At 54.3% G+C, this 26,374-nt stretch carries 25 protein-coding genes and 1 pseudogene; 4 read left to right on the forward strand and 22 right to left on the reverse strand.

The features are described from left to right. Positions 1–230: 230 nt before the first annotated feature. Together BMZ10_RS26585 and BMZ10_RS26595 are read left to right on the forward strand one after the other, a co-directional pair. Positions 231–1,376, forward strand: a complete 1,146-nt coding sequence (locus BMZ10_RS26585; protein WP_093469579.1) for a hypothetical protein — start codon at positions 231–233, stop codon at positions 1,374–1,376. Positions 1,377–1,902: 526 nt separating this feature from the next. Then, positions 1,903–2,793: pseudogene (locus tag BMZ10_RS26595) on the forward strand (DUF6216 family protein). Between the two features lie 43 nt (positions 2,794–2,836). Here BMZ10_RS26595 and BMZ10_RS26600 read toward each other — a convergent pair. The 4 genes from BMZ10_RS26600 to BMZ10_RS26615 all read right to left on the reverse strand — a co-directional run bounded on the left by BMZ10_RS26600 (position 2,837) and on the right by BMZ10_RS26615 (position 5,137). Then, on the reverse strand, positions 2,837–3,535 hold the full coding sequence (locus BMZ10_RS26600; protein WP_371266305.1) for an HAD family hydrolase: 699 nt from the start codon (positions 3,533–3,535) through the stop codon (positions 2,837–2,839). Positions 3,536–3,544: 9 nt separating this feature from the next. Then, entirely contained in the window at positions 3,545–3,934 is a 390-nt protein-coding gene (locus BMZ10_RS26605; protein WP_093469588.1) for a DUF6957 family protein, read from the reverse strand. A 102-nt stretch (positions 3,935–4,036) separates the two neighbouring features. Next, positions 4,037–4,366 carry a hypothetical protein gene (locus BMZ10_RS26610; RefSeq protein ID WP_093469591.1) on the reverse strand — a complete coding sequence of 110 codons (330 nt, stop codon included), beginning with the start codon at positions 4,364–4,366 and terminating at the stop codon, positions 4,037–4,039. Positions 4,367–4,399: 33 nt separating this feature from the next. Beyond that, positions 4,400–5,137: a metallophosphoesterase gene (locus BMZ10_RS26615; protein WP_177182238.1), complete on the reverse strand. Its 738-nt coding sequence runs from the start codon at positions 5,135–5,137 to the stop codon at positions 4,400–4,402. A 117-nt stretch (positions 5,138–5,254) separates the two neighbouring features. On the opposite strand from BMZ10_RS26615, the gene BMZ10_RS26620 reads away from it, so the two are divergent. Next, positions 5,255–5,722, forward strand: a complete 468-nt coding sequence (locus BMZ10_RS26620; protein ID WP_093469597.1) for a helix-turn-helix domain-containing protein — start codon at positions 5,255–5,257, stop codon at positions 5,720–5,722. A gap of 146 nt (positions 5,723–5,868) precedes the next feature. Here BMZ10_RS26620 and BMZ10_RS26625 read toward each other — a convergent pair whose 3' ends face one another. From BMZ10_RS26625 to BMZ10_RS26710, 18 genes are all read right to left on the reverse strand, one after another. Further along, a complete protein-coding gene (locus BMZ10_RS26625) occupies positions 5,869–7,539 on the reverse strand; it encodes a UvrD-helicase domain-containing protein (protein ID WP_093469600.1) in 1,671 nt (556 codons plus the stop codon). Next, on the reverse strand, positions 7,536–9,491 hold the full coding sequence (locus tag BMZ10_RS26630; protein ID WP_093469602.1) for an ATP-dependent nuclease: 1,956 nt from the start codon (positions 9,489–9,491) through the stop codon (positions 7,536–7,538). Before BMZ10_RS26630 ends, BMZ10_RS26625 begins: the two co-directional genes overlap by 4 nt. Positions 9,492–9,718: 227 nt before the next feature. Continuing rightward, positions 9,719–10,636 carry a hypothetical protein gene (locus tag BMZ10_RS26635; RefSeq protein ID WP_256214603.1) on the reverse strand — a complete coding sequence of 306 codons (918 nt, stop codon included), beginning with the start codon at positions 10,634–10,636 and terminating at the stop codon, positions 9,719–9,721. Between the two features lie 180 nt (positions 10,637–10,816). Continuing rightward, the gene (locus BMZ10_RS26640; protein ID WP_093469605.1) at positions 10,817–11,014 is read right to left on the reverse strand and encodes a hypothetical protein; all 198 of its coding nucleotides are present in this window, start codon (positions 11,012–11,014) and stop codon (positions 10,817–10,819) included. After that, the gene (locus tag BMZ10_RS26645; RefSeq protein WP_143070349.1) at positions 11,011–11,997 is read right to left on the reverse strand and encodes a site-specific integrase; all 987 of its coding nucleotides are present in this window, start codon (positions 11,995–11,997) and stop codon (positions 11,011–11,013) included. Before BMZ10_RS26645 ends, BMZ10_RS26640 begins: the two co-directional genes overlap by 4 nt. Before the next feature lie 106 nt (positions 11,998–12,103). Continuing rightward, positions 12,104–13,084: a hypothetical protein gene (locus BMZ10_RS26650; protein WP_143070350.1), complete on the reverse strand. Its 981-nt coding sequence runs from the start codon at positions 13,082–13,084 to the stop codon at positions 12,104–12,106. 31 nt (positions 13,085–13,115) lie between these two features. Next, positions 13,116–15,290 (reverse strand): site-specific integrase, encoded by a 2,175-nt coding sequence (locus tag BMZ10_RS26655; RefSeq protein ID WP_093469614.1) that lies wholly within the window; start codon positions 15,288–15,290, stop codon positions 13,116–13,118. 3 nt (positions 15,291–15,293) lie between these two features. Next, positions 15,294–17,258: a hypothetical protein gene (locus BMZ10_RS26660; RefSeq protein ID WP_143070351.1), complete on the reverse strand. Its 1,965-nt coding sequence runs from the start codon at positions 17,256–17,258 to the stop codon at positions 15,294–15,296. Positions 17,259–17,281: 23 nt separating this feature from the next. Continuing rightward, positions 17,282–17,917: a dTMP kinase gene (gene tmk, locus BMZ10_RS26665; protein WP_093469620.1), complete on the reverse strand. Its 636-nt coding sequence runs from the start codon at positions 17,915–17,917 to the stop codon at positions 17,282–17,284. 290 nt (positions 17,918–18,207) lie between these two features. Beyond that, positions 18,208–19,470, reverse strand: coding sequence for an endolytic transglycosylase MltG (gene mltG / locus BMZ10_RS26670; RefSeq protein WP_093469623.1), 1,263 nt, complete (start codon positions 19,468–19,470; stop codon positions 18,208–18,210). Between the two features lie 3 nt (positions 19,471–19,473). Then, positions 19,474–20,292 carry an aminodeoxychorismate lyase gene (gene pabC / locus BMZ10_RS26675; protein ID WP_093469626.1) on the reverse strand — a complete coding sequence of 273 codons (819 nt, stop codon included), beginning with the start codon at positions 20,290–20,292 and terminating at the stop codon, positions 19,474–19,476. Further along, a complete protein-coding gene (gene fabF / locus BMZ10_RS26680) occupies positions 20,289–21,533 on the reverse strand; it encodes a beta-ketoacyl-ACP synthase II (protein WP_093469629.1) in 1,245 nt (414 codons plus the stop codon). The genes pabC and fabF overlap by 4 nt, the downstream gene beginning before the upstream one ends. 107 nt (positions 21,534–21,640) lie before the next feature. Next, positions 21,641–21,877 (reverse strand): acyl carrier protein, encoded by a 237-nt coding sequence (gene acpP / locus BMZ10_RS26685; protein ID WP_093469632.1) that lies wholly within the window; start codon positions 21,875–21,877, stop codon positions 21,641–21,643. 186 nt (positions 21,878–22,063) lie between these two features. Beyond that, positions 22,064–22,801 carry a 3-oxoacyl-ACP reductase FabG gene (gene fabG / locus BMZ10_RS26690; protein ID WP_093469634.1) on the reverse strand — a complete coding sequence of 246 codons (738 nt, stop codon included), beginning with the start codon at positions 22,799–22,801 and terminating at the stop codon, positions 22,064–22,066. A 13-nt stretch (positions 22,802–22,814) separates the two neighbouring features. Next, the gene (gene fabD, locus BMZ10_RS26695) at positions 22,815–23,753 is read right to left on the reverse strand and encodes an ACP S-malonyltransferase (RefSeq protein WP_093469637.1); all 939 of its coding nucleotides are present in this window, start codon (positions 23,751–23,753) and stop codon (positions 22,815–22,817) included. A 140-nt stretch (positions 23,754–23,893) separates the two neighbouring features. Then, the gene (gene plsX, locus BMZ10_RS26700) at positions 23,894–24,901 is read right to left on the reverse strand and encodes a phosphate acyltransferase PlsX (protein ID WP_093469640.1); all 1,008 of its coding nucleotides are present in this window, start codon (positions 24,899–24,901) and stop codon (positions 23,894–23,896) included. 4 nt (positions 24,902–24,905) lie between these two features. Then, positions 24,906–25,088 carry a 50S ribosomal protein L32 gene (gene rpmF, locus BMZ10_RS26705; RefSeq protein WP_003179396.1) on the reverse strand — a complete coding sequence of 61 codons (183 nt, stop codon included), beginning with the start codon at positions 25,086–25,088 and terminating at the stop codon, positions 24,906–24,908. A 13-nt stretch (positions 25,089–25,101) separates the two neighbouring features. Then, positions 25,102–25,629, reverse strand: a complete 528-nt coding sequence (locus tag BMZ10_RS26710; RefSeq protein WP_093469643.1) for a YceD family protein — start codon at positions 25,627–25,629, stop codon at positions 25,102–25,104. Between the two features lie 106 nt (positions 25,630–25,735). On the opposite strand from BMZ10_RS26710, the gene BMZ10_RS26715 reads away from it, so the two are divergent. Next, on the forward strand, positions 25,736–26,314 hold the full coding sequence (locus tag BMZ10_RS26715; RefSeq protein WP_177182239.1) for a Maf family protein: 579 nt from the start codon (positions 25,736–25,738) through the stop codon (positions 26,312–26,314). Positions 26,315–26,374 lie beyond the last annotated feature (60 nt).

Below are 26,374 nucleotides of genomic sequence, written 5' to 3' on the forward strand. Positions count from 1 at the left end.
CTCGCCCTGCCCGGAAGCCTGGGATGGGACGTCTGGAACTTCCCAGACATCCATACTAGAGCCGTCTGTACCCTGTCACCGCGCAAACGTCGTTCCCAAAAACTGAGAGGTGCCATGTAACATTCTGGGCTCGCGGAAAGGAGAATCAAATGATCAGACTCCCCTTTCCATTCTGTAATGCGAGGTGAAGCTCTTCCCTTCATCTATTGCTGCCTAGGCCCCTGTCCTGCATGACGATTTCACAGTTCTCCATCCCCAATGGAGCCATCAAGAAGAATGTAAAACGCATTGTTGACCACTGGATAATCGTCAGCGTAATGCTCAGCGGCGCCGCCACACTCTTCGGCTTTGCCATCTTGTCCACGTACCTGAACGCTATCGGTCTTCCCGGACTGTTCCCCTCGGCGCTGGACACCAAGACCGCTCTCATACCCTGGATGCTGCTGGTCGGACTCCTGGTCGTCGCCTACATGTTCGTGCTCACCATGAACTCCTCGATCTTCGCATCGGGAGCCACGCTGTTTAACAAGCAACCCTATGCCCAGATCAAAATGGTCAGGATGCTTGTGCTGCCATTATTGGCTGGAGTCACCGTTCAGATGATCACCATCGTTTTGGAGATCCACCCATTGCTCACCATTTTGGCGTCGGCCTTGGCGGAGACCGTGGTGTTCATCATGCTGATGCGCAGGGAAGACTTCAGCGCTGCAATCCATGTCGCGGGGTATTTGGCCCAACCTGAACGGGCCAAAACGTGGCAGGCCCGCTACGGTGCCTTACTTCCGCTTTTCATCGTGGTGTTTTCAACGGTGCTGTCAGCGGTGTTCCCCGTCCAGCTTGTGCTATCGACCTACCCCACGCCCGACGACTTTGGCAGCACAGTCAAACTGACCGTGCTGGCCATCTTCGTCTCCTGCTTGGCACTGGCTCCAGCCGTAGTATTCTTTGCGCTTGGGGACAACTTGTTAGCGAAAGTGCGAAACACCTCAGCAGTGCTCATGATCCTTACAATCGTTACGCTGAGCATGGCTCCTCGGACGTTCCCGGCCATGGTCTACCGAACTGCATATTTGATGGGTGTCAGAGAGACAACAACCACGTCCTTTCTCATCACCGATACATACTCGGTGGAGCGTTTCGATTCCGATTGGGGTGAAGTGACCGTCGACAAGGATCGGCCAGTGGTTCGAGGCTTCCCCCTGCTCAGCCTTGGCGACTTTCTTATCCTGTGCCCAGCCAAGCTGGTCAACACGGAACTCTCCCAATGGCCTTCGCGCTCCGCTGCATGCTTGGTGACCGACACCAAGACAGCAAGACGCGTCCCCGAGAAAATGGCAAAAAAAAGGTGGGACAACATTCAGATGTACAACGCGTGATCTGAGCGGTGGGGCTTCGGAAGCCGCGATACGTGCGAGAGTGTGATGGCGGAGGCAGTGCCGCGAGAGGTGGTCAAGGTCGGGGAGGCCGAATCGGCCAGGTTGCCGAGATGAGCGGGCCTAGGGCGAGAAAAAAAAGATGATGAACTCAACGAGGAGACCAGCGAGTTCATCACCTAAGGTCACAGGCTATTAATCGGCAAACTCGAAGCCAAAATCGCACCCGCTCCAGAAGAGTTTGTGAAGTGCGATGTTGGCCAAGCAAGGCAAGTGTCTGGTACCACTCAACCTCATTTGTCAGTCTGGCGATGCGGGGTAATTGGCCTACCCGACAAGTATGTCGACTTTCGTCGCGCGTTGCGTTGGCCAAGCACGAAGGGGGATATCACCTAACACGAAGGGAGAATTTCCGGTGATGGGGTATCGATTTGGCTGGCGCTAAATGCCAGATTGGCCGGCCAGCCTCCTCCAACGCCGGTAGTCGGCAAGTGTGCGGCATCGGCGTAGACTGCGCGTTTTTGAGCACATGGATGTTGCAACGCCGGATCAGAAATACCTTTCGTTGCTGTCAGCGGCTGCAGATCTCTTTGAGCGATTCGCCCCCTTGTTAGGCTTCGCGGCACTCGTGGTATTCGTGCTGTTGAGAACCCGATCGTTATTTTTCGTGTTTTACCGAATCCAAAGCCTGATCGGCGGAGCCCAAGCATTCCATGATGAACGAGTGCAAAGGCATTGGAAGTCATTCGAGGACATGCAACGGCTCAACCTGTGGTTCGGTTTGAACCTGACTTCGTCACGCGCGATGCATTAACTGTTCGCCTGGATGGATCGGCACAATCTGAGTGTCGGTGAAATTTCCCGGTCAATGACGTTTTTTGATGCCAACAAACTCGAATTTACCTTCCCCAAAAACTGGTACTTGAAGCTTGATCTGATCTGGCAGTCGTCGGCATGGGTGATTTTGGGTTTCGGGGCGATCATGTTTTCCTGGTCGGACTATGCATTGCTGTACGTGAAGAAAATCCACACCCTGTTTTGGGTTGCTGGAGGGCATGCATACAGCGCCGGATACCCGATTAGCTCATACGTCGTTGACGCTGGTAGCTGGCACCTGCGCGATGACTACTGCCTTTTTACCAACGCAACCGCGCCGCTCGCCGAAGAGTGGGACAAGCAGGTCATTTGTCACCTGGTTCTGGGCAATCGAGAAGATTATGTACAAGATGCGATTCAGAACCAGCACTGGTTAGGGTGGTTCCTTGCCGTTCTTTTTCTGTACGTTTCCTTTCGCCTAATGCGTTATCTGATCAGCAGAAAACTGGCGCACAACATCCACGAAAGAGTGACAGCTAATGCCCGGCAGAGATTGGTCAGGCAGGGAACATCAACGGGTCAGGTATCCGGCCCCCCCCTCTGATCCCGCTTGATGGGTGATAGATCACATGACTCATTTCAAGGCGTTAAGCTTCTTGAGAGGTGTTCCGATCGATCACCGTCCGAGCGAACTGGACGAGGTCTTGAATTTTCCCGCGACCGGAGCGATCCAGGTGAAACCCCATAACGCCAGCGTCGCGAGGCCCATCGCGGTCACACCGTTGCGAATCTCCGATCATTAGCACCCGGCCTGATGTGTCACTGAAATAGTGGCCGGGTTCCACGCCGATCTGGTCGCAGATGAGTCGGTAAATACCGGGGTCGGGTTTCGTAACCCCCGCTTCAAAACTGAAAGCATAACCGTCCATATGCGGGAAGATTTCTCGGACTTTTGGGCCATAAGGGCCGGCAAGGTTAGAGCAAATTCCGGTTTTAATACCAGCCGCGCTCAAGAGCGATATAGCTTCGATTGCATCCGCATACGGCTCGATCGAAGACAGCTCCACCTCCAGTCTGCGGTAAAGCTCTTGGCGCCGCGACGGCGTCAACGCCACTCCAAGGGTTAAAGCCATGTCATCGAGTGACAGGTTCGCCGTCATCGCGATGTGAAGGCTGTCGGATTTTAGCTCGACACCTTGGCGCCGGCCCTCACGAATCAACTCGCGGTACGGGTTCGTCCGTCGGCTGATGCGCACTATGGTACCGAACGCATCGAAGACGACGCCGCTGATCACGGCGTTGGAGTCGCTGGTGATTCGCTGCTTGCGGCTTTTGCCATGGCTCACCTCAAATAGTCAGAACTGGCGCACGACAGCCGAAAGGGACATCGACTTGCGCCGGCCATGCCCCAGCAGGACATACAACTTGTTCTGCGTCTGAAAAAACATTTCATCGGTGAAACGCAACAAAGGTGTCGAGCGAAACCAATGGGACTTGGAATTCGTAGAGCTATCGAATAGCACATTGAAGACCAGCAGCATGATTGGCTGCATGCCCTCCAAAGCAAGCTCCTCGACGACAAGGTCAGGAGCATCCAAATCGAGCCAAACCCATTCGTCAACAATGCAAAAGCTGCGATCGGGGAATTTTTCCTGGGTGACCCGGATGGCTTCTTCAAGCTCGATATCTGCGCCCTGCATAACGGAGCTCGGGCCGATCATCTGCTGCACGTCAATGTCCGACATGGATTTTCCTTTTCCATAAATGGCGGGTTTGGGCCTTTTTGGCTTTGGTGAGTGTGGTTTTTGGAGCTTGGTGAGTCTGTGCTTTTTGCTCTCAGGAGGGGGTTATGCGTTCGAGTCAGAACCGTCTCGCGTCATCGAATAAATCACTGTCTGCTCAACACCATCGACCTCTTCAACCATGAACAAAAGGAAGCTGACGATTACATACCGCTCACCGCTGACGGTGACTGCGATTGAATAACCCTGATCCTCATCCATCGTCGCTATGTCATCGGTGATGACTGTGTCGCCGTTGCTCGATCGCTGGCGGATGTCGAAAAACATTGCGCCCTTGAAGCCAGCACCTGCTGGGCGAGCATCAAGCAAATAACCGCTGATCTTGCCTTCAAAGGTTAGCTTCGTGGCGTGTATCAGCTTGGCTGGAAAATACACTTTAAGAACCTCTGTTCGGCGATCGCCAGCTACTCAAAGCATGATCACGCACTGGTTGTCGAAATTCACTTCTTCACCTGGATAACCTCTCGGGTTCGACAAGAACCTGATGCCGTTAATGGTTTCGTCCACCGGCACATGAGTGTGCCCAAAAACCCACAGGTCGATTTTCATATCCATGAACTCTTGCCAATTGTTGCCATAAGCAGCACGCAGATGCGGATGCTTGCCGTAGTCAGGGACGAAATGCATCAGTGGTGGAAAATGCGTGATCACCACCGTCTTGCCATTGAACGGTTGCTCCAACTCCTTGCGCAGCCATTCACGCGACTGCTGGGCAACTCTTCGCGTTTGCTGGGGCACCAGCGTTCGGTACTGCGGCTCAACCCGAATGACTTTGTAATCGTTCATCAGGGCGCGGGCCTCCAGCATCGCCAAGGGGGCGTTGCCCGTGCCTTCAAAATCCGCCCATCCTGTGCACCCCACAAAGCGGACACCATCCAGGGTCAGCGTGCGCTGCTCCAAGAAATGCACGTTTGAAGCGCTGGGCGAATTCAATCGATCAAGCGTTTTGTCCCAGCTCGATTTGTAGAACTCATGGTTGCCGGCGACAAGAATCGTCGGCTTCGAAAAGTGCTCGCCTGCCCAATCGGCGCTTCGACCTTTGATGTTGATGTCGCCTGCGAGTATCGCGACGTCATAAAGGGAAGAATCGGGCAGCTCAACGGGCTCGAACTCGACGTGCAGATCCGACATCGCAAGGAGTCGCATGAGTCTTTTTACCGTATATTGAAAACTGGGAATGCATCCTTAATGAATGGTATACGCTGACGATGCTGGGCGTCAAAGCGTGGCTTCATTCTTTTCTTTTGTGAGCACATCCAAAAGATGGAATTTCAGCCGACGTTAGGCCAGGTTTTGCGCGAGCTTCGGGTCGCTGCCGGCCTCACGCGTGAAGCTTGCGCCGAGGTATTGAGCAGGCCCCACCTGGCCAAAGTTGAACAGGGCCAGCAGGCCATCACGGCGATCAAGCTGCATTCCCTCTGCGAGCTCCTCGGTGTTCCGACTAGCCAGGTGCTCCTAGCGGTAGAAGCTCGTCTACGCGGCGATGACCTATCCGACTACAAGGCTGCGTGGGACGTCCAGGTGGCGAATCATTTAGAACTCGGCCTTCTCGGTAGCACGCTCCAGGAATCTGCCGTAAGGGGCGTACGCGGAAAGCGCGCGGATGAAACCAGGGAGGCTGTGAGGAGGCTTCAGGTTGAAGGGCATGCAAAGATGGTGGTCGTACGCCAGTTGGGGGTTAGCCGATCGACGGTGGATAAGTACTGGCTTAAAAGCGAGCACGACTGCTGACACCGTCTGGGATGCAGTACCCCGCCCGAGGTTGCCAGTGGCGCTTGGCAGCACGTTTGCCAATTCAGGGCAAAACCGCGCCCCCTGGCGCACTATAGAGCGGGGCGAGGCGTTCAAGTTTCACCGATGTGAAACGGGCGCTTGGCTCACCCCTCACGTACTTGCCATCTTTCAACATAACCAAGAAATTCCCCATGGGGCCTACGCAGGCTTCGCCAACTATTGATGTCAGCCAGCTTATCGCGGGTTTGAGCAGTCGTGACGAGCAGGCGCCTTTTGGCACGCGAGATCCCCACGAAGAACGTACAACGGACTTCATGGGTGTCCTTGCCCCAGTAGGCCTCGTCCTCAACGCCGAGCATGATGACCGAATCAAATTCAAGGCCCTTGCTCTTGTGGACGGTCAGAATCCGGATTGACTGGTCATCCGAGAGTTGAGCGAGCGCCTTGAGCAGGTCAGGCTCCTGCTCCATTGCAGCATCAATGTATTTCTTGAGATCGCGGATGATCTCTTTCAAGCGATCACGCGATTCGTAATCCGGTGAGAGGCCCGTCAGCAGGCTCACACCCACCATCGACAGAAACTCTTTGAGCAACGTCCACCTCTGAGCATAGTTTTTTGCGGCGAGATCCTCGGCGGCAGTCTTACGTGCCTCCTTGATGAACCGGTTCCAATCGTTTCGAACGGAACCACCATGCTCGTCATCATCCGCAGGGATGATCCGCCGCAATAACCTAGTCCATGCTTTCGGCTCCCGCGAACCATAGAGGCACAGCAGAAAGTCCACAACGACCAAGGCTACTGGCTCGGTGGTGATGTCCTGCATCTGATTTTCGTTGCGGTAGGCGATACCCAGCTCATCGAGAGCGGCGGTCAAACGGGCTGTATAGGCCTCGGGGTAGCTTCTGAGCAACACCGCGATTTCGGAGGGCGCAACGCCCTCTACGTTGATCCAGGTGTTGATCTGATCGGCCAGGCTGAAGGCCTCGTCGGTGCAGTCCTTGAAAGACTGAAGCAGGATCTCACCGCCCTCTCCGCCCAAGAGTTCTGCGGACATTTCAGAGCCGGGGTCTAGCACTTTTATGAGGTCGTTCTGCAGCCTGAGAAGCTGAGGTTGCGAGCGGAAATTGCGGTAGATGTTGAGATGGGTAGCTGCAAAATCCGCTTCAAACTTTCCAAATACGCCGTCGAGCGCGCCGGCCCAGCCCATGATTTTCTGTTTCACATCACCAACCGCAGTGATCCGGCGGGCCGTACCACCAAAAATCTTGCTGACCAGCGTGTACTGCTCGTCCGTGCAGTCCTGAAACTCATCAAGGAAGACGTCACTGTACGTCTGCCTGATGGCGTTCACCGCCATGGGATAGACGTCCAGGATTTTTAGGGCCAGCGGGATGAGAAGCCCAAATTCGGTCTGGACAGGGTGTGCCTTCCCTTTGGGCACCACTCGAAATCCCGCATCTAACGCATCGTCGCCGGTGAGAACAGGGCGAAAACGCTCGATAATCCGCTTCGCGAAACCATGGAACGTGTAGCTGTCGAACCGGCTAGCGTAGTCGGGCCCGCATCGTCTCCACACCCGCTCTTTGAGGTTATTGCTCGCATCCACCTTGAAGGCGATGGCCAATATCCTCTTCGGGTAACGGCATGCCCCCGTGGTCAACAAGAAGTCAGCACGCTGGGCAAGCAGTTCAGACTTCCCGGCGCCAGGGCCTGCAGTCAGCGCCACGCACCGTTTGACCTCCCTGACAGCGGCCTCCGCATTTGGCTCCAAAACGATGCCTTCGGAAGGCTTCCAGACCTTCTGAGAAATCATTCCGACAGCCCTTCAATCTTGGCGATCACAAAATCCGCCAGGCGATTAAGGGACGCAGGCATGGCCGCGAGAATCTGATCATCTGTCAGTTTTGAAAGCGCTTCGATATGCGACTTTGGCTTGCTGTCGAGCTTGAAAAGCTTGTGGTAAGCGATGAAGTGCTTACGTTCTATAACGGAATATTGAAGGCGATCATGGTGGCTATCTCCGAGCACGGATTTGACCTGAGGCAGTTTCGGGATAACTAGGGCTTCAGGGGCCAAGCCATAAGCGTGCGGATAAGCCTTAAGCATCGAAAAATCCAGATCCATTGGTGCTGAGAAAAATACCCCAAGAGGCTCCAGCTCGGCGATGTAGGATACGTATCCGGCTTTCTTTTCGATTTCCAGAATCTTGACATTGGAATCGTTCCAACTTGGCAGGTCTTTGATTTCATCATCTGACAAGTACAGATCATCTGGGCGATGCTTGTTAAGCTCCGTCGCGACGTATTTGATACGGCCCCATCCCCCGCCGAAACGCGCCACATCCAGATCCAACAACGTGACGTAAGGGATCTTGAGGCCACTGAGCAGCCTCCAGAAATGATTGATATGGCGACCACCCAGCGGCGCGATGGTAATGGCTGCTTCGTCGACAAGCAGGTTTTTCGCTGCGAGCAGACGGGGCAGGACGATCTCCTCACTGTCGCCCTCCCCCAGGATGACAAGGCGGGAGAAATAAACCTCTGGATAGGCCTGTACGGCCTCCCGCACGAACTTGTAGGCCTCACCCTTCTTGTTGGGTGGCATTCGAATCTTCGTCACCACCGTGCAGCGCGACTCGTCCAACCTCAGATACCTGATGGCCGAAGGATCTACGCGCCGAAGCATCGAAGGTGCATGAGTCGCAATCAGGGCCTGGGCATCAGCGAATTTGGAGTCACCAACCAACCCTTTGAGGGATGACACGATTCGCCCCAGGTAATGAGGCGACAGGCTGTTCTCTGGCTCTTCCAGGGCCACGATGGTGAACACCGCAGGGCGGAGCTTCTCTGCGTCAAAGGAATCGTCATTGCCATGCAGCACCGCTCGCCCGACAGACTGGGACGACAAAACCAGCGAGAGATACAGCATCGATTTTTGGCCATCACTCAGCCGTGAGAAATCGACCAGTTGCTCGCCATGACCTGGGGAGAAGGACACCGAAAGATGCCGCAGCAGCGACTCGATTTCGTTGGCCATGAAGGTCACGCTTGGCTGCGTGAAAAACTGGCCCTTGTGGAGCTCTTTCCAAGTCTTGGTCAGACCAGCGCTGAGGCTGAGCACTGATTCATTCTGAGTCAGGCTCTGGGAGATATCTGTGGTGAGCTGCTGGATCGTCTCGCGCTGCTCCGACCAGTTCACGGCTCGCAGCAGACGTCCCAGCAAGGCGTTCGCGCCATAGGTGATGTGGTCAGCCGGATCTCGGCGAGCCGGGAGGTAGTGAACCTGGATAAAGTTTCGCTCGTCTCTGGGCACCGGGGCGGTGTCGACCGGCTCGTCATCTTCATTCACATCTAGGACGTACACGAGGCTCTGCTCGATTTCATCATCAATGCCAATGGTCGCATCCAGGCGGTACCTGACCCGAGGTACTCCATCCGGGGTATCGAGGCGCATGTGCCCAAAGTGCGTTGGAATTGTCGGGTGCTCATTCTCGTCGTCATCGAGTTCGGGAAAGGTGAACTCCGCTTCGACCCACAACGCTCGCTGATCGGGAGCCTGCGTCTCATCATGCGGGACGAAGAAGTCCGATTTACGGAGTCGCCGCTGATTGGGGTCGAACGAAAACAGGCGGCAGAGCGCCTGGAGAGTCGCGGTCTTGCCAGAGCCGTTCGGCCCGATCAGAAATGTAAGGTCGGACAGATCAACGGTGACCGGTTCTGCACCAAACGACTGAAAACCACGGATGCGGACGAACTGAAGTTTCAAATTAGATTCCTTTCCATGGGAGGTCAGCGGTGATCGAGGGTGTACGATTCAATCACAACCAGACGCTCAATTGATCCAGCGACGAATCGCCGCTCAGCTAACCCAACCGCGAGGATTGCTATGCGATCAGACGGACACGGCGGCCTCGGGCTTAGAGGCTGTCACAAAGCACTAGAAGCCGAGCCTTGTAGAAAGGGTCTGATCTGCGCAAAGAGAAGCAGTAATCGCTAAGCGTATGCGAGCATTTCACGGATCTTGCGTCCCCAGCTTTTATCGTGGATCAGACGCTTATGATTGTGATCGCCGTTGATGATCTCGTCTTTGGTCAGGGTCGATAGCACTTCCCAATCCTCGCCAAATTTATAGGTGGCGTTATCCAAATGCGAACTCTCTAGAAGGTAGATCCCACGCTTGATGAAGCCGAAGACGAAGTAGCCCTGGTAGCCACCACGGCCCGTGGCAAAAAAATCAGGCTCGAATCGAGTAATCTCCCTGATACGGTGCTCGATCACTCCTTGCTCTGAAGGTCGCAGACCAGCCAGGTAGGGTTTGACAATGGCCTCGGCGCTCTTCCAAGGATACTTCCCAGGGGGAAGTAAATCCCACTGCAGTTGGCGTGCCTGCACCTGTGCAATGCGCTGACGCTCAACGTCAAAGATCTCAAACTCTTGGAAGAATTCGAGCATTAGGCTTGCCAAATGAATAAGTGCTTCGGGCGATTCATCGATTTTCACCCGACGCGTCACGATGTACTCCTTCCCACCGATGAAGCTGAGAGAAAGGTGCTCCATGGGCGGACGAACGAAATCGATGGGATATACGTCCATGGTTCGGATTTGCACGCCGCTGTGATCGTTGCCATGCCAGTCTTTCCAGCTACGGTACTGAGGGACTGATTTTTTGATGAGCGGGAGATCACGCCGTTTGACCTCCTTGCCGCGCGCATTGAATTCGCTGATTTTGCCGATTCCGGAAGGAAGGATCGTATCACCGTCTTTTTCGAGGTGAGCAATCGCCAGACGTACCTGTAGATTCTGATCGACCTTATCTCGTTCAATCACGAACAGCATTTCGCGGGCACCATGCGAGTGCGCAATGATTCGGTTCACGCTGTTGATTGACTTACCTGTAACCATCGCCTTCATCCCTGGATCCGGTGAGAAGAGTCAAAGGTAGCATACTGCCAGCAGATCTGAAGTGGCTGGTCGGTTGGCTAGCAGCCATATGCCAGATACGCAGCTGTGGTTACTCACGCGGTACGTCACTCAGCGGAAATGCTTGACCTGTATTCGGGTTTGATCGACTTGAGGTCATACCTTATCGGATCAAAGCAAGGTCGGAGACTCCAGAAATTCCTCAACGGTTTTTGAGGGGTGCGTGGCGACTTCTTTGACAAAACCTTCATGCGCAAGCAATACCAATCTCGCGAGATCGAGGTAGTGGTTGTAGGTGGTGATCAGGTGGGTGTGACCCATCTGATCTTTGATCACCTGCATGGCAGCGGCGTCGCGTACCTCGCTCATCTACCCTTCAGCCCGTGCTTGAACCGTTGGATGAGAAAAATGGTCGGCCACCAGTGTCTGGCGTCATAGAATCGTATGGATTTTCGGATAGACGGTTCTTGTGCCCGGGCACGCTCCCGAGCCGCAACCGTTCGGCGAGAAATCATCTTTGGCGTTATAGGTATGCCTCGTGAGGATAGAAATAAAATCCAAGGTGGACAAGGCCTCCCAAACCGCTTTTCGTACAACTCTGCCCGGGGAGCGTAATATTGCTTGATATAATGGTCGTCAAGGGCCTTAAGATCAAGCTTGTGGATGACGATGGTGCGGGACTTATCACCTTTGCTTCGAGAGATATGATACTCAACAGTCGTGCCATCTATACTCATATTTTCATAAGGCATGATGTGACAGTTCAGCCCGTTACCTAGATAAGGAAACTTGCATAAATCCATGGGCCTCATTGCCGTCCCGAGTGAAAATTTGAACATGGCAGCATAGACCGGATCCTCATAGCTCGATATCAAACGTTTCATCTCAAGATTGGTAGGCAGGGTGTACGAGCGACTTTGAAAATGCTCTTTGTCCAAGGCCCGAACTCCGCGACCATCCAAAACAGTAAGGGCTTTCCTCTTTATGTGAGCAAGAAGCTCCTCATCTCTAAAATTCGGTTGCCAAGTTGTGTATTCGAACGATACGCAGCTGGGGTAGTCCTTCTTTCGAAGCCACTCAAAAAAGCCGTAAACTCTCTTAGCGTCCTCCACAATAGTTTCGGTGCTAGGACTCGCCGACTGAGCAACCACGCGATCAACTTCGCGCTGAATCTGCCATTCCTTTAAATCTTGGTTATCCACCAGAGAATGATAGCTGGCAACAGGAACATTGTGATACTTCTCTAACGTTGAAAGGTATCGATAAAACAACGATATGACATTTGAGTACCGATTAGATGTATCGAGAGACGAACTCACGTCTTCAAGGTAAAGATTAGGATGGCTAAGCATGGTCTTCTTACCCTGGGTGACGGCGATAAGTATGTAATGCGACCTAATGCTTCGAGAATTAAAAACACTTGGATATGTGAGTATTCGCCTTTCAATAGATATCATCTTAATCCCCCTGCTCAACCCTGAAGACCGTTACCTTGTCGTACCCGTCCTGGATTGTGGGCAAAGGTTCTCTACCCACAGCCTTGAATTCAAAATCCGGAATTTGCCCGAATTGGAAGCCGCGCTGTGCATTAATGACCGCATCACTATCGCAGTGAGGGACATATATCTCTAGAGGGGTAGCTCCCTTGAGGGCCCGGGTGAAATCTCGGATCTCAAGGCGTGAGTATAGCGGTAAATTGATCACTACGACCGAAGCACTGTTCTTCGAGAAATTACGCTCTACAAATGTATCTAATGAACATAGAAAGCGTTCCTGGAAAATCACGACCCTGATCGTCCCTTGCCTAAGCACTTTGAGTACCCTGAGTTGCATGGCAGCAATGGCTTTTTCCTTGTGCGCCAGGTACGCCTGCTTGTCTTTACTTGAAGAGAAGTCAGCCAACGCAGCCGTCATGTCAGGCTTAAACACCTGAACCATAATGTTTTTTGCCAACGCAGGCGGTGCAGAGGATTGTGACCCAGCTGTAGCAAGTGTCAGCTCTACCTCCTTTTCGGTCAGTTCACGCTTGAGCAATTCGACATGAAGCGCTTTTTTCCGAAGTTCAGCCGTCAACTCCTTCGCACGATGAGTCAAGATATCGCTGCTCATCAATGAAGTGACGATATTTCTTTCAAAATCTTCAAATTTGGCGGATTGCCCAGATCTAACTTCCTCAAGCTCCGACTGCAGATTTCTTACAAGATTCTGCATCTGGAGTATGACTTTAAATGGATTAGAACCTTGCCTGAGAAGAAGGTCATCAACAGTACGCTGGCCAGTGACAAAGGGTTTGAGATGAAGATAAGATTTATGAAATGCCTGACGTGAAATCCCGGCCCGTTCAGAAACACTACTTACTGTTAATTTTTCTTTACCGCCGGACAGGAAATGATCACAGATGATCGCGATAATTCTCTCCTCAGTGTCGGATGCACTCACAGTATAAGCCTCGCTGGGTTATTTATCTCAATCACGATCTATCCTGAACGACCTCATCAGCATGTTTTGCGACTTGGTCAGGGTGCATGGCAGCTGAATCTAAGAGCTCTTGGAGCAGTCGCTCGTTCGCCGCCACTTTATCTTGAAGTTCTCTGAGTGCCTGCGCCTTAAGATTAGTTCCGTTTGAAAGGAGCGTCCTGTAAAACTTCAAATTGTGCAAAATAGCGTCTTTAGATCCTTGGAGAATTATGTTTTTTTCGCAATGGATCTGACAACGGGAGATGTCAGGCTTCACCGGAAAAATCAACTCCGAATTGGATATCAGACATGGTGGCAGTTGATCATGCTCATGGAACGTCTGCGTCATACAAATCGTACCAAGGGAGGTGCGTTGAATATGAAAAGATGAACCGCCTTCAAATAGATGTTTTACGTACTGCATGACCGTCGTCTTCAACACTTTGCCTGAAAACAATTCCGGGCGCTTATGCATCTGGTTGGCGATTCGATGTGCTGCATCCCCAGCGTACACTCCGGTATGAATAGCCCGCACGACCTCAACAAAGTCTTCTGCAAAATGCTCTTTCAAGGTATCGACCACTGAAGCGACCAAGAATGGATTTCGCGCAATATAGCGGAGTGTCATGATATAGGAACTGTGACCAAATATCATACGAATTACATCAATATTCGCCTCCGACTCATTGATCAAAAGTTCAGCGATGGTCTTGCGAAAGCGATGAATATGCAATCGAGGAACGCCAGTTTCTAAGGCAACGGCCCTAACTGCCTTCGAAATCATTCTATTCGTCCTGTTTACCTCACGAGTTGCAATCGCAGGCTGAAACAGATACCCCTTAAGGTAATTATTGTCAAACTCTCGTAACTTTTTAAAGGACTCAATAGCCTGACCAAGATACTCCGGAATTGTGATATGATCCGCATCGCCGGCGTAATTCGGATCCGAACTAGTCTTATACCTTGCAAAGAAAACTCGCCATACTCCATCGCCTCCTCTTTTGACATCGTCAAACTTAAGAGGAGCAAGCTCTTTTCTCCGCATGCCTGTCATTAAACAGAACAGAATTAGCACAGCGTTGCGAACCTTATCGATTGCGTATTGATACTTAAGCCGCCAACTATATTGATACCAGCGATACTCCCAAACCTTATCTGATGTCTGGGCTTTCTGGCGATGAGTGTTTGTCGACATTTTGAAGCCAACAATTACCACTTCATCTGCTGCTTCATTCAATGCTGCCTCAAATTGACCGTCTCGTTGTTTGCAATCGTAATTACCGCGCTGGTTACTTGGTACTGAAACCAGGTACTTCTGGATATTTTCAATAACAGGGACAGCCTTATCTATCCAGAAAAAGGCGTAGTCTAGCAACGCGACGAGTTCCTCCTCGGAATAAGGTTTCCATCCAACGAAGGAAGAATTTATTGAGTCAATTATATCTTTCCTTCTGGCCTCGGTATCGATCGCAGACGTTTCAACACCCAAACATAATCCATCGGGAATCATTTTTTGCGAGGATAATGCCAACCAGAAGTTCAGATAAAAGAAAAGCATATTATACGCGTGGGGTGAGCCCAGCATTTTAGCATCATCAAGCGCCTGATTGAGCATATCAGCACTTATCACTGAGATAGAGCTTTCCGAGCCATCCAACTTGTTTTCTTCAAAAACGTAGTGCTGGACATACTTCATAGAATCAGCATAATTCTGTGATGAAACAAAACTCCTGATTGTCCCAAATGGATTAGTAGAAGGTAAAAAATAGTAAGAAATGGCTCGCTTCAGTGGTTGCAAATCTTCTCGGGCGTTGCCAATCAGGATTGCCACATCACTGAACTCTCCGCCTTTCTTAAGGAGCCAGCGCGCTTCATTATAGTTAGAGTAAATTGAAATCGGAAAGTCCCCGTTGGGGCTCGCAGCTAGTTTAAACTTCAACCCACCCTTGCGCTGCCCACCAACCGGCGCTGTATCGTAATCCGAAGCGTGTAAGAGGCCATCTTCCGAGTCCTCTGCATTGGTCTCATCAAGATACTCTGAGGCTGCTTTTGAATGAGCATGTGAAGTTGCGTATAAATCATCAAAATGGGCTCTTGCCGCCTCGCGTGCTTCGCGATCAATTTCCTCCATCAACTGATCAAAGCCATCATCCTCTGCCCCATCAGCATCAACGTCAGCCACGGTCATCGTTTAATCCTCAATGTAGGCGATTAAGGAAGATAGATCAAAGGGTAGCAAAACATCGAATCTCTCTCGATATGCATTCGCGTCCTTCATAAGCTCTTTGGTGTAAAGTTTTTCTATAACATATCGGAGTACATTAATTTCATCAGCGTGCGTTGGATAAGATCTGGGATCTTGTTCTACCGAAATCTCCAGTGTCGCCAGGCGTTCCATAACGAAGGGCAAAGAGTCCTCCAGTACCCACCATTGCCCACAGCCATTGCACTTATCCAGACGCGTACAACGTGTACCAGCGGGCAATGGTGTACTGCCGGGATATATAGGCTTGGTGCAGTCCGAGCAAGCCCACAAAGGCCGATCATGTCCAATGATTGTGAAAATTCTGAAGCGCGGGAGTTCTGAGCGATCTCGGCCAGGATTCCCAAGAGCACCTGTGAACTGCTTGAGCTGGCCTTTCTTGATGAAGTTTTCTTGAAACGCCTGAAACCGCTTCCTACGATCTGCCATCGCGAAAACTGACGAATCATAATGGGTATCAGTGGTGACAGGGTCTGAGTGGCCATAGAGAAGAGCTGTAAGAGCAACCGGAAAGCTATTTGACGTTTGTGTCTTTTGAAGCGATGTTACCCTAAGGCGGCCCTGAATGTCGGCGGCTGTGGTAAGTGGCACTCCCTCATCCATAAGTTGCATTTCGCCGAGCAGGGCGTTCACACCGGCATTCCAGTGTCCCTGAGCGTCTAAGGATTTGACTCGATCCGATGCAGTCCATGGGACACGAGCGTCCCCTAGAAATAGGAATGGAGACCTATGACGCTTGTCATCAGCTAGCAAAGAGGCATCCAACCTCAAGTAGCCCCTGCAACTTTCTGACAAGTCATTCGCCAAGCAAATGATATTATAAACTGAATAAGGATCAGATCTATTACTGGTGCTAGCAATAAATTTTGGCTTGATAAATGAATCGCCTTGGCTTTGCGATCTCAGCTTATGCGAATTTACTAGCACAATGTCGTTATGTGCGACTTCGGACATCATGTGAATGAAATTATCCTTATCTAGAGCCAGCACCGTCTCTTTGTTCCACCCTGCCTGTCGCTGAATAAACAACGCCAGCGTAGCCTGATCTTGAGAAGTGGGATAAATAAGACGAAACAGCTCAGTATAACTAATAGAATTAGGCGCCCTCCTTCTCAGGAAAGCCTTATTCATACAGCAAGACAAAACAAACTCTAGAGGAGTACGCCCCATGGAACCGATTTGATCAGTCCGGGCATCACGTTCCATGCATTCAAAATGGTTAGCAGGAATATAAAATGGGTAGCCTTCGACTGCTAAAGTGGCAGCCGCGCGCAAGGGATCAATCTTCCAATCTGACCTGTCAGGATACTCAAGAGAATATAACTCATGGCATATATCATACACTTCCCACTTGTCATATGGCTTCGTTGTCTTGATAGAGGCTTGAAAACGCCGCTTATCTATCAGTCTATCAACCTCTTGATACATTGCCTTATAGAAATCACGGTCAGCATCTTCCCCTAGCGGTTCTGTGGGAGCGAATTTTGGTTCTTCAATGCGCGGTAACTGCAGGACAGGCATTCCGTCGTCAAATTTTCTAGCTACTATTCCCAGGGAGGAGCGAAGTTTGATTGCCAGGTAGATCCGCGACCCAATTCTTCTAATGAAATCTAGAAATAGGGAAAACTCTTCGACACCAATGTCACTGAGGGATAATATTTTCAAACTTGGGATGACGCGTGAATTATGATCCGCTACAAAATCTAGAAAACAGTTTATCCCGCTGCGAAGCTCATAACTTTTCCCATAGGTCGTGAGTCCTGCACCACGAATAAACAGATAATGCAGCCCAGCATGTAATGGAACCGACATATCAAAGTCGGCTCGTTCTATATAATTTGCTGAGATGTTGACTTTATCAGTTGCAATAGCAACAGTTTGGGCGCGATACATATGAAGGTATCGCATCCCCGGCCCTATCCAATGTCGGCCAGCAGGTTTGAAACAGCTGCGAGAACGTTGCGGCTCACCACCTCAAACGGCTCTGAGGCGTCAATAACCACAAACGTAGCCGGCGATTCAGCAGCTTGCCGTAGAAAGCCCTCACGAGCCCTGGAGAGGAATTCAAGCCGCTGCATTTCCATTCGATCAAGGCCTTCCCCACGGGAGGCAACGCGCTTCATTCCGATCTCAGGATCCACGTCCAGGATGATGTTGAGGTCAGGTTCAAAGCCCTCTAAGGCGAAGCTGTTGATACTGCGCACCAAGTCCAACGGAATCCCCCTTCCGTAGTGCTGAAACGCTACGGTCGCTGGAGTAAAGCGGTCACAAACTACCACCTTGCCTGCCTCAATCGCAGGAATGATTTTTTCCTTCAGGTGCTGTGCTCTGGCAGCTGCGAACAGCAGGAGCTCTGTGGTATCGCAGAGTTCTGGGGTTTCCGGATCCAGGACAACCTGACGAATCTTCTCCCCGACCGGGGTTCCGCCGGGCTCGCGGGTAACAACGACCTGATGGTTATCGGAAATCAAGAATTTTTCGATAGCGCGAATGACCGAAGACTTGCCCGCCCCGTTATTTCCGTCGCATACGATTAGGCAGCCTTTTGGCATTTGGTTTTCCTAGTACCTGAATGGTTAGTTGTGGGTAGGGCGTGGTTTACAGCGTGGTAGAAGAAAATGTATTCGTCAAGGCACCGACCTACCCGCACCTTCTCGATCCCTTTCAAAATGAGCGGGCCATGGATGGGGCGGAGGCTGGAGAGTGGTAGATGCTAGGTTGACACTTTCAGCGAGGAGCGTTTACTGATATTGGTTTACACGGTTTCGGAAGGAAATATAACGCGCCTTCGGGACCTTCCAGCGTAATAAACAAACCAGTCACAGGCAGTCCTTAATCAGATTCATTGCGGGCTCTGCTCGCCTTTCGCAGCGTTATCAGCGGTGTCGGCAGGCGGATTCGATGGCTCTTTGGCAGAGGGCTCAGGCTGGGCGATTTCTGGGGAGCCGTGCTCAGGCGGCGATGGCTCGGCAGGCGCTGACTCGGCAGGCTGAACTTGTTGTGCCGGCGCTGGCTCGATTGCCGGCTTCTCGGCCGTCGGGACAGGGTCCACGCCCGGCGTCGGCGCGACAATTGGCGCAGGGCTTGATCGATAATCGGCGCGCCGTTTGAGCTGAAACTCCTTCACCGCTGCGTTATGAGCCTCCAGATCAGCTGAAAAGACATGGCTGCCATCGCCCCGCGCGACGAAGTAGAGGCTCTTGCCCGGCGCAGGATTCATGGCCGCATGAATGGCTTCGCGCCCGACCATTGCAATCGGCGTCGGCGGCAGGCCGGAAATCACATAAGTGTTATAAGGCGTGGCTTCTTTGAGGAACGCGCGGGTGATCTTGCCGTTGTATCGCTCGCCCAGACCGTAGATGACCGTCGGATCGGTCTGCAGCAACATGCCCTGTTGCAAGCGTCGCACGAACACGCCCGCGATCTGTCCGCGTTCCTGCGGCACCCCCGTCTCTTTTTCGACCAGCGAAGCCATGATCAGCGCTTGGTAAGGATCGACGTAAGGCACATCCGCCGCACGCTGATCCCACTCTTGTGCAAGCACCTCATCAAGTCGGTTATAGGCCTGTTTGAGCAACTCGGCGTCGGTCATCCCGCGCACATAACGGTACGTGTCGGGAAAGAAACGGCCCTCGGGAAACACATCAGGGTGTCCCAGCTTCGCCATCAGTTCACTGTCGCTGAGGTTATTCAGCGTCTGCTCAAGCTTCGGTTGCTTGGCCAGCGCCGCACGTACCTGCCGGAAGGTCCAGCCCTCGACCAGCGTGACGCTGTATTGCACGACCTCGCCTTTTTGCCACAGGGCCAGCAGTGATTGGGCGCTCATGCCCGGCGCCATGCGGTATTCGCCGCTGTGCAGCGCCTGCCCCTGAAGGTTGAAACGCCAGTAAAGCCGCAACCAGAAGGCGTCCTTGATCACGCCATCGGCCTGAAGACGGTTCAGTACCCCCGTCGGCGATGAGCCCGAAGGCACGTCGAGCAGGCGCTCCTGATTCAGGTTCAACGGTTGCTGCAGCGCGGTATGTTGTTGCCAGAAGGCCACACCCAGCGCGAGCCCCGCCAGAACTACTCCCGTTTCCAGCAAGACGAATAATTTTCGGATCACGAATCAGATATCCAGAAGCCCGCGAACAAGACTTTGCAGTTTACGGGTGAGCGGCCCGACGGGCCAGTTCAGTCGCTCGACGCCGCGTACAGGCCAGATGCCATAAACACTGTTGCAGACGAAGACTTCATCGGCTTTCTGCAGGTCGGACATCTGCAGATCAAGCTCCCGCGCGGGAATGCTCGTCTGCTCGGCAAGCGCCAGCAGCTCCGCACGCATCACCCCGGCTACGCCGCAACGACGCAGATCCGGGGTCAGCAGCACGCCGCCCTTGATCAGGAACAGATTGCTGAAGACACCTTCGATGACGCGCCCGCACGTGTCGCGCATCAGGCCTTCAGCGTGATCGCTGTCCTGCCATTCGCCGCGGGCAATCACTTGCTCCAGACGATTGAGATGCTTGAGCCCGGCCAGCAACGGCTGCTCGGCAAGGCGGGTCTGACAGGCAAAAAGCCGAACACCCTGCTCCGCGTTGCCCTGCGGGTAGACCGGCAGCGGGCTGGCCTGAAGAATGCGCCGGGGCTGGGCGTCATGACCCGGCGCGTAGCCGCGCAGGCCATCGCCGCGGGTGACGATCAGCTTCATCACGCCCTGGCCCATCTGGCTGGCGAACGACCGACACTCGCGTTCAATCAGCGGCAGATCCAGGCGCAGGCCCAGACGCTTGCCGCCAAGCGCCAAACGCTCCAGATGCCGCTGCAAAAGCAATGGCTGCCCGGACTTGACCAGAATGGTTTCAAAAAAACCATCGCCGTAGGCCAATCCCCGGTCCTTCACGGACAGGGAATCTGCCGCGACGCCATCGACCCAGCACAATGTCATTCGGCAAACCGGCGGAAAACCAGCGAACCGTTTGTGCCGCCAAAGCCGAAGGAATTGGAGATCACCACATCGATCGGCATCCGGCGCGGTTCGTGCGGAACGAAGTCCAGGTCACAGCCTTCATCCGGCTCATCGAGGTTGATGGTCGGCGGTGCCACCTGATCCTTGATCGCCAGCACGCTGAAGATCGCCTCGATCGCCCCTGCCGCCCCCAGCAAATGACCAGTCATGGACTTGGTCGAGCTGACTGCCAGTTTGTAGGCATGATCGCCAAATACCGTCTTGATGGCGTTCACTTCAGCCAGGTCGCCAGCCGGGGTGGACGTGCCGTGAGCGTTGATGTACTGCACCTGCTCGGGCGCGACCTTCGCGTCGCGCAGCGCATTGGCGATGCAGCGGGCGGCGCCAGCGCCATCGTCCGGCGGCGAGGTCATGTGGAAAGCATCACCGCTCATGCCGAAACCGATCAGTTCGGCGTAAATGGTCGCGCCACGCGCCTTGGCGTGCTCCAGCTCTTCCAGAACCAGGGCGCCCGCACCATTGGAAAGCACGAAGCCATCACGGCCCTTGTCCCACGGACGGCTGGCGCGCGCCGGTTCGTCGTTGCGGGTGGACAGCGCTCGGGAGGCGCCGAAACCGCCCATGCCCAGACCGCAGGCCGCCATTTCCGCGCCGCCGGCGATCATTACGTCCGCCTCGTCGTAGGCAATGTTGCGCGCTGCCATGCCGATGCAGTGCGTGCTCGTCGTGCAAGCGGTAGCGATTGCGTAGTTGGGTCCCTGCGCGCCCAGATGGATCGACAGGAAACCGGAAATCATGTTGATGATCGAACCCGGCACGAAGAACGGGGAGATCTTGCCAGGGCCCTGTTCATGCAGCAGCCGGCTGGTGTTTTCGATGTTGGTCAGCCCACCGATGCCCGATCCCATGGCCACGCCGACACGCTCGCGGTTGGCGTCGGTGATTTCGATACCGGCGTTGCGCACAGCCTGAAAGCTCGCAGCCAGACCGTATTGAATGAACAGATCGAGCCTGCGCGCCTCTTTGGGCGACAGGTAATCTTCGACCTGGAATCCCTTGACCGAACCGCCGAAGCGGGTGGTGTAAGCCGAAAGGTCCGTGTGCTCGATAAGGCCAATGCCACTCTGGCCAGCCAGAATGCCTTGCCAGGTGCTAGGCACATCCGTGCCCAATGGCGTCAGCATACCCATACCGGTGACCACGACGCGTCTACGCGACACAGGACTCTCCTTTTTTCTATTGACGAAATGCGGTCCTGTCTAAAGAAAAAACCGCACGCCAAGGGCAGTGCGGTTTTTCCAGGACAGCAAACTACGACTACAAAATCTTACGCCTTGTGGGCGGTAACGTAATCGATAGCAGCTTGAACAGTGGTGATCTTCTCGGCTTCTTCGTCAGGGATTTCGGTCTCGAATTCCTCTTCCAGAGCCATTACCAGCTCAACGGTATCAAGGGAGTCGGCACCCAGGTCTTCAACGAAGGAAGCACTGTTGGTCACTTCCTCTTCCTTGACGCCAAGTTGTTCGGCAACGATTTTCTTGACGCGCTCTTCGATGGTGCTCATACCGTGTTTTAACTCCTAGTGGACAAATTCGGGCAGCTGGCCGATGGGTAAGTGTATAGAAGAGGTTTTGCGCATTTCAAGCTAAACGCAATTCCCGATACGCCCATCAGCCCTCGACCCATTAAAAGATTTCAGCTTTATAACGGATTTTAGACAGCCCGTATGACATTTTTTCGATACGGCTGGTCACATGTACATGCCGCCGTTAACGGGGATTGTAGCCCCGGTAACGTAGCCTGCACCTTCCGAGGCAAGAAAAGCGACCACGTGCGCAATCTCTTCGGCATGCCCCAGTCGACCCAGAGGAATCTGGGCCGTCAGCGAATCACGTTGTGCCTCTGGCAGCTCGCGCGTCATGTCAGTGTCGATGAAGCCCGGAGTGACCGAGTTTACCGTCACTGCCCGCGAACCGACTTCACGCGCCAGCGCGCGGCTGAAGCCTTCCAGACCCGCCTTGGCGGCTGCGTAGTTTACTTGACCTGCGTTGCCCATGGCACCCACTACGGAACCAATGCTGATGATGCGACCCCAGCGGGCCTTGGTCATGCCGCGCAGAACGCCCTTGGACAGGCGATACAAGCTGTTCAGGTTAGTATTGATGACGTCATGCCACTCGTCATCCTTCATGCGCATCATCAGGTTGTCACGTGTGATGCCGGCGTTATTGACCAGGATCAATGGCGCGCCGACACGCTCCTGAATCTGCGCCAGGGCAGCCGAGACGGACTCATCGCTGCCGACATCCAGCGCAAGACCGAAGCCCTCGATGCCGTTTTCCTTGAAATAGGCAGTGATCTTTTCAGCGCCGGACTCCGACGTCGCGGTCCCGACCACGATTGCGCCATTACGGCCCAGCTCCAGGGCGATAGCCCGGCCAATTCCGCGGCTGGCGCCGGTCACCAGTGCAACTTTACCCTGACTCATGCAGTTCTCCTTATCAGGCCAGCGCCGCGCGGGTGGCGGCGAAGGCATCTGGGGTATTGAGGTTGTGAGTGGCCACGCCGTCGGCGCAACGCTTGTTCAATCCGGCAAGCACCTTGCCCGGGCCGCATTCGACCAGTTGCAGGGCACCATTGGCGGCCAGCGCCTGAACCGATTCGACCCAGCGGACCGGCTTGTAAAGCTGCTGCAACAAGTCGGTTTTCAGCGTCTGGAGATCGGCAGCGACGCTGGCGCTGACGTTCTGTACCAGAGGAATCTGCGGCGCCTGCCAGTCGATGGCGGCGATCGACTCGGCGAAACGCTCGGCCGCCGGACGCATCAGTTCACAGTGCGACGGAACGCTGACCGGCAGCGGCAGCGCGCGTTTGGCGCCCTTGCCCTTGCAGACCTCGATGGCACGATCGACAGCCGCCTTGGCGCCCGCAATGACAACCTGACCGGGCGAGTTGAAGTTCACCGCGCTGACCACATCGCCCTGCGCCGCTTCGGCACAGGCCGCGATGACGTCCGCGTCTTCAAGGCCGAGAATCGCCGCCATACCGCCCTGCCCTGCAGGCACGGCCTCTTGCATCAATTGACCGCGACGCTCCACCAGCCTGACCGCATCGGCGAGCGACAGGCTGCCAGCTGCGACCAGGGCGCTGTATTCGCCCAGACTGTGACCGGCGACGTAGGCAGGACGCGCGCCGCCTTCTGCCAGCCAGAGACGCCAGAGTGCAATGGACGCCGTGAGAATCGCAGGCTGGGTTTTGTCGGTCTGATTGAGGGTTTCTTCCGGGCCCTGCTGAGTCAGCGCCCAGAGGTCATAGCCCAGCGCATCGGAGGCTTCTTTGAACGTGTCCAGCACCAACGGGTACTGCGCGCCCAGCTCGGCAAGCATGCCGAGGGACTGCGAGCCCTGGCCCGGAAAGACGAATGCGACGGAAGCAGACATTGACAAGCCCCTGATTATTGTCGTCGAAAAGAACGCCCGGCGAGGCCGAACGCAAGATAATTCAAAGTGTTGCGACTGGTCAGTTGGATGACCAAGCAGTCACAGGGGTCACATTCTAGCGCAAGACGCAGACCCAGATTCTAGAGCAGCTCTTCCAGACGCCCATGCAGCCGTTCTGGAAGGTTTTCCTGGATTTCGATGAGCGCCCGCTGGATCGCGCTCTGAAACCCCTGCGCCCCGGCAGAACCGTGGCTTTTGATCACGATGCCCTGCAAGCCGAGAAAGCTCGCGCCATTGTGCCGAGCCGGCGCAAGGTCAGCCTTCAGGCGCTTGAGCAGCGGCAACGCCAGCGCACCGACGGCCCTGGACATCACGTTCTGGCGGAACAGGGTTTCGATACGATCACCAATCATCGTTGCCAACCCCTCGCTCGACTTGAGCAGGATGTTGCCCACGAAACCATCGCAGACCACCACATCGGCCTCGCCCCGGTACAGGCCATCGCCCTCGATGAACCCGATATAATTGAGGCCCGGCGCAGCCTGCAAAAGACTCGACGCCAGCTTGACCTGCTGATTGCCCTTGATGTCCTCGGTGCCCACGTTGAGCAAGGCCACCTTGGGCCGCGTCACGCCCAGCGCTTGAGCCGCCACCGATCCCATCACCGCAAACTGATAGAGGTTATCGGCGCTGCAGTCCACGTTCGCGCCCAGATCCAGCAACTGGCAGTAACCACGCTGAGTAGGGATCGCGGCCACCATGGCCGGCCGATCGATGCCCGGCAGGGTCTTGAGCACAAACCGCGACAACGCCATGAGCGCACCGGTATTGCCCGCACTGACACACGCCTGAGCCTGCCCGTCTGCCAGCAGACGCAATGCCACGCGCATCGAGGAGTCCGGCTTGCCACGCAATGCGACGGCGGGCCGGTCATCCATGGTGATCACTTCCGTGGCATTGACGACGAGCAGGCGCGATCGATCGACACCGGAATGGCGTGCGATGAGGTCTTCAAGTAGGGGAGCTTGACCGACGAGGGTCAGATGAAGCGAGGGTGTTGCGAGCAGGCAGGCAATGCTGGCCTGAACAATGCTGCGGGGACCGAAGTCCCCGCCCATTGCGTCGATCGCGATGACCGGAGCGGACAAGAAATTACTCGTCAGCGCCCTTGTCGATCACTTTACGACCACGGTATACGCCTTCTGGCGAAACGTGGTGACGCAGGTGAACTTCACCGGTGGTTTTCTCTACAGACAGAGTGCTAGCCTCGAGAGCGTCGTGCGAACGGCGCATGTCGCGGGCAGAGCGGGATTTTTTGTTCTGCTGAACAGCCATAATTGATTAACTCCTAAACGTTTGGGTCACGCTTTAACTGCGCCAATACACTGAACGGGTTGGACCGCGTTACCTCGTCCACGCTCGGCTCGGGCTCATCGAGGCCCGCCGGCTGCTGGCATTCTTTCGGATCATGAGTTGGCACAATGGGCAAGGCGAGCAGAAGCTCATCCTCGATCAATGCCAGCAGATCCAATGGATCTTCGCCGAGTTCCAGCACGTCATAGCCTTTCGGCAACGACTGGGTATTTGCACCCTCCTTTACCACGGCGTAACTGCATTCGCTGTGGATCGGCAGGGTGACCAGCTCAAGACAACGCTGGCAAACCATTTTGACTTCGACGTCAATGTCGCTGTGGATAACCACGGCGCGTTGCTCGTCTCGTTCAAAAACGAATTTCGCCTGCACTGTACCGAGATTGTCAGCAAGCGGGTCGCAGAGTCTCTCCAAATCAGCCAGCGGCAACTCTCCTTCAAGAGTAGTGCCACGATCAGCTAATTTGCGCGGGTCAACGTGAGGTGGAATCGGGTCATTCAACATAGGCGCAGCATTCTAGGGACGAGCCCTGCGACTGTCAAAGGAAATTCAGGACTGTTCGCAACCTGACCCTCTGATTACACTCGACTTTCATGTTTCGGAGAACCCCATGCTGCCTTTACTCCTTGCCTCCAGCTCGCCTTATCGACGTCAATTGCTCGATCGCCTGCGCTTGCCGTTCGTCTGCGCGTCGCCGGACATCGATGAAAGCCGCCAGCCCGCAGAGCCTGCCCGGACACTGGTCATGCGCCTGGCGCGGGAGAAAGCCATGGCGCTGGCCCACGATTATCCCGGTCATCTGATCATCGGGTCCGATCAAGTGGCCGTGCTGGGCGAGCAGGTTCTCGGCAAACCACACAGTTTCGAACGCGCCATGGAACAGCTTACTGCCAGCAGCGGCAAAAGCGTGAGCTTCCTCACAGGTCTTGCGCTGTATAACAGCAGCACCGGTCACTGTCAGGTCGACTGCATACCTTTTACCGTGCACATGCGCGCGCTCGATCAGGCCAGCATCAGCCGCTATCTCCACGCAGAACAGCCGTATGACTGCGCGGGCAGTTTCAAGGCAGAAGGACTGGGCGTCAGCCTGTTCCGCAGCACCGAAGGCTCAGATGCGACGAGCCTGATAGGCCTTCCCCTGATTAGACTGGTGGATATGCTGACGGCTGAGGGCGTGCAGCTGCCCTGACCGATAGCCAACGCAAGCCACAAAAAACCCGACCAATGGCCGGGTTTTCATTGGCGCAGG

The organism is Pseudomonas sp. NFR16 (assembly GCF_900108875.1).
Lineage (GTDB): Bacteria > Pseudomonadota > Gammaproteobacteria > Pseudomonadales > Pseudomonadaceae > Aquipseudomonas.

Excerpts from the sequence above, each read along its gene's own strand:
- pabC (WP_093469626.1), bottom strand. The coding sequence starts at position 20,292 with ATGACATTGTGCTGGGTCGATGGCGTCGCGGCAGATTCCCTGTCCGTG.
- BMZ10_RS26710 (WP_093469643.1), bottom strand. The coding sequence starts at position 25,629 with ATGTTGAATGACCCGATTCCACCTCACGTTGACCCGCGCAAATTAGCT.
- fabD (WP_093469637.1), bottom strand. The coding sequence starts at position 23,753 with ATGTCTGCTTCCGTCGCATTCGTCTTTCCGGGCCAGGGCTCGCAGTCC.
- BMZ10_RS26640 (WP_093469605.1), bottom strand. The coding sequence starts at position 11,014 with ATGAGCGAGGTACGCGACGCCGCTGCCATGCAGGTGATCAAAGATCAG.
- BMZ10_RS26625 (WP_093469600.1), bottom strand. The coding sequence starts at position 7,539 with ATGATTTCTCAGAAGGTCTGGAAGCCTTCCGAAGGCATCGTTTTGGAG.
- rpmF (WP_003179396.1), bottom strand. The coding sequence starts at position 25,088 with ATGGCTGTTCAGCAGAACAAAAAATCCCGCTCTGCCCGCGACATGCGC.
- BMZ10_RS26715 (WP_177182239.1), top strand. The coding sequence starts at position 25,736 with ATGCTGCCTTTACTCCTTGCCTCCAGCTCGCCTTATCGACGTCAATTG.
- BMZ10_RS26635 (WP_256214603.1), bottom strand. The coding sequence starts at position 10,636 with ATGAAGGCGATGGTTACAGGTAAGTCAATCAACAGCGTGAACCGAATC.
- BMZ10_RS26660 (WP_143070351.1), bottom strand. The coding sequence starts at position 17,258 with ATGTATCGCGCCCAAACTGTTGCTATTGCAACTGATAAAGTCAACATC.
- BMZ10_RS26645 (WP_143070349.1), bottom strand. The coding sequence starts at position 11,997 with ATGCTTAGCCATCCTAATCTTTACCTTGAAGACGTGAGTTCGTCTCTC.
- BMZ10_RS26620 (WP_093469597.1), top strand. The coding sequence starts at position 5,255 with ATGGAATTTCAGCCGACGTTAGGCCAGGTTTTGCGCGAGCTTCGGGTC.
- BMZ10_RS26615 (WP_177182238.1), bottom strand. The coding sequence starts at position 5,137 with ATGCGACTCCTTGCGATGTCGGATCTGCACGTCGAGTTCGAGCCCGTT.
- BMZ10_RS26655 (WP_093469614.1), bottom strand. The coding sequence starts at position 15,290 with ATGACCGTGGCTGACGTTGATGCTGATGGGGCAGAGGATGATGGCTTT.
- BMZ10_RS26605 (WP_093469588.1), bottom strand. The coding sequence starts at position 3,934 with ATGTCGGACATTGACGTGCAGCAGATGATCGGCCCGAGCTCCGTTATG.
- BMZ10_RS26585 (WP_093469579.1), top strand. The coding sequence starts at position 231 with ATGACGATTTCACAGTTCTCCATCCCCAATGGAGCCATCAAGAAGAAT.
- tmk (WP_093469620.1), bottom strand. The coding sequence starts at position 17,917 with ATGCCAAAAGGCTGCCTAATCGTATGCGACGGAAATAACGGGGCGGGC.
- fabG (WP_093469634.1), bottom strand. The coding sequence starts at position 22,801 with ATGAGTCAGGGTAAAGTTGCACTGGTGACCGGCGCCAGCCGCGGAATT.
- acpP (WP_093469632.1), bottom strand. The coding sequence starts at position 21,877 with ATGAGCACCATCGAAGAGCGCGTCAAGAAAATCGTTGCCGAACAACTT.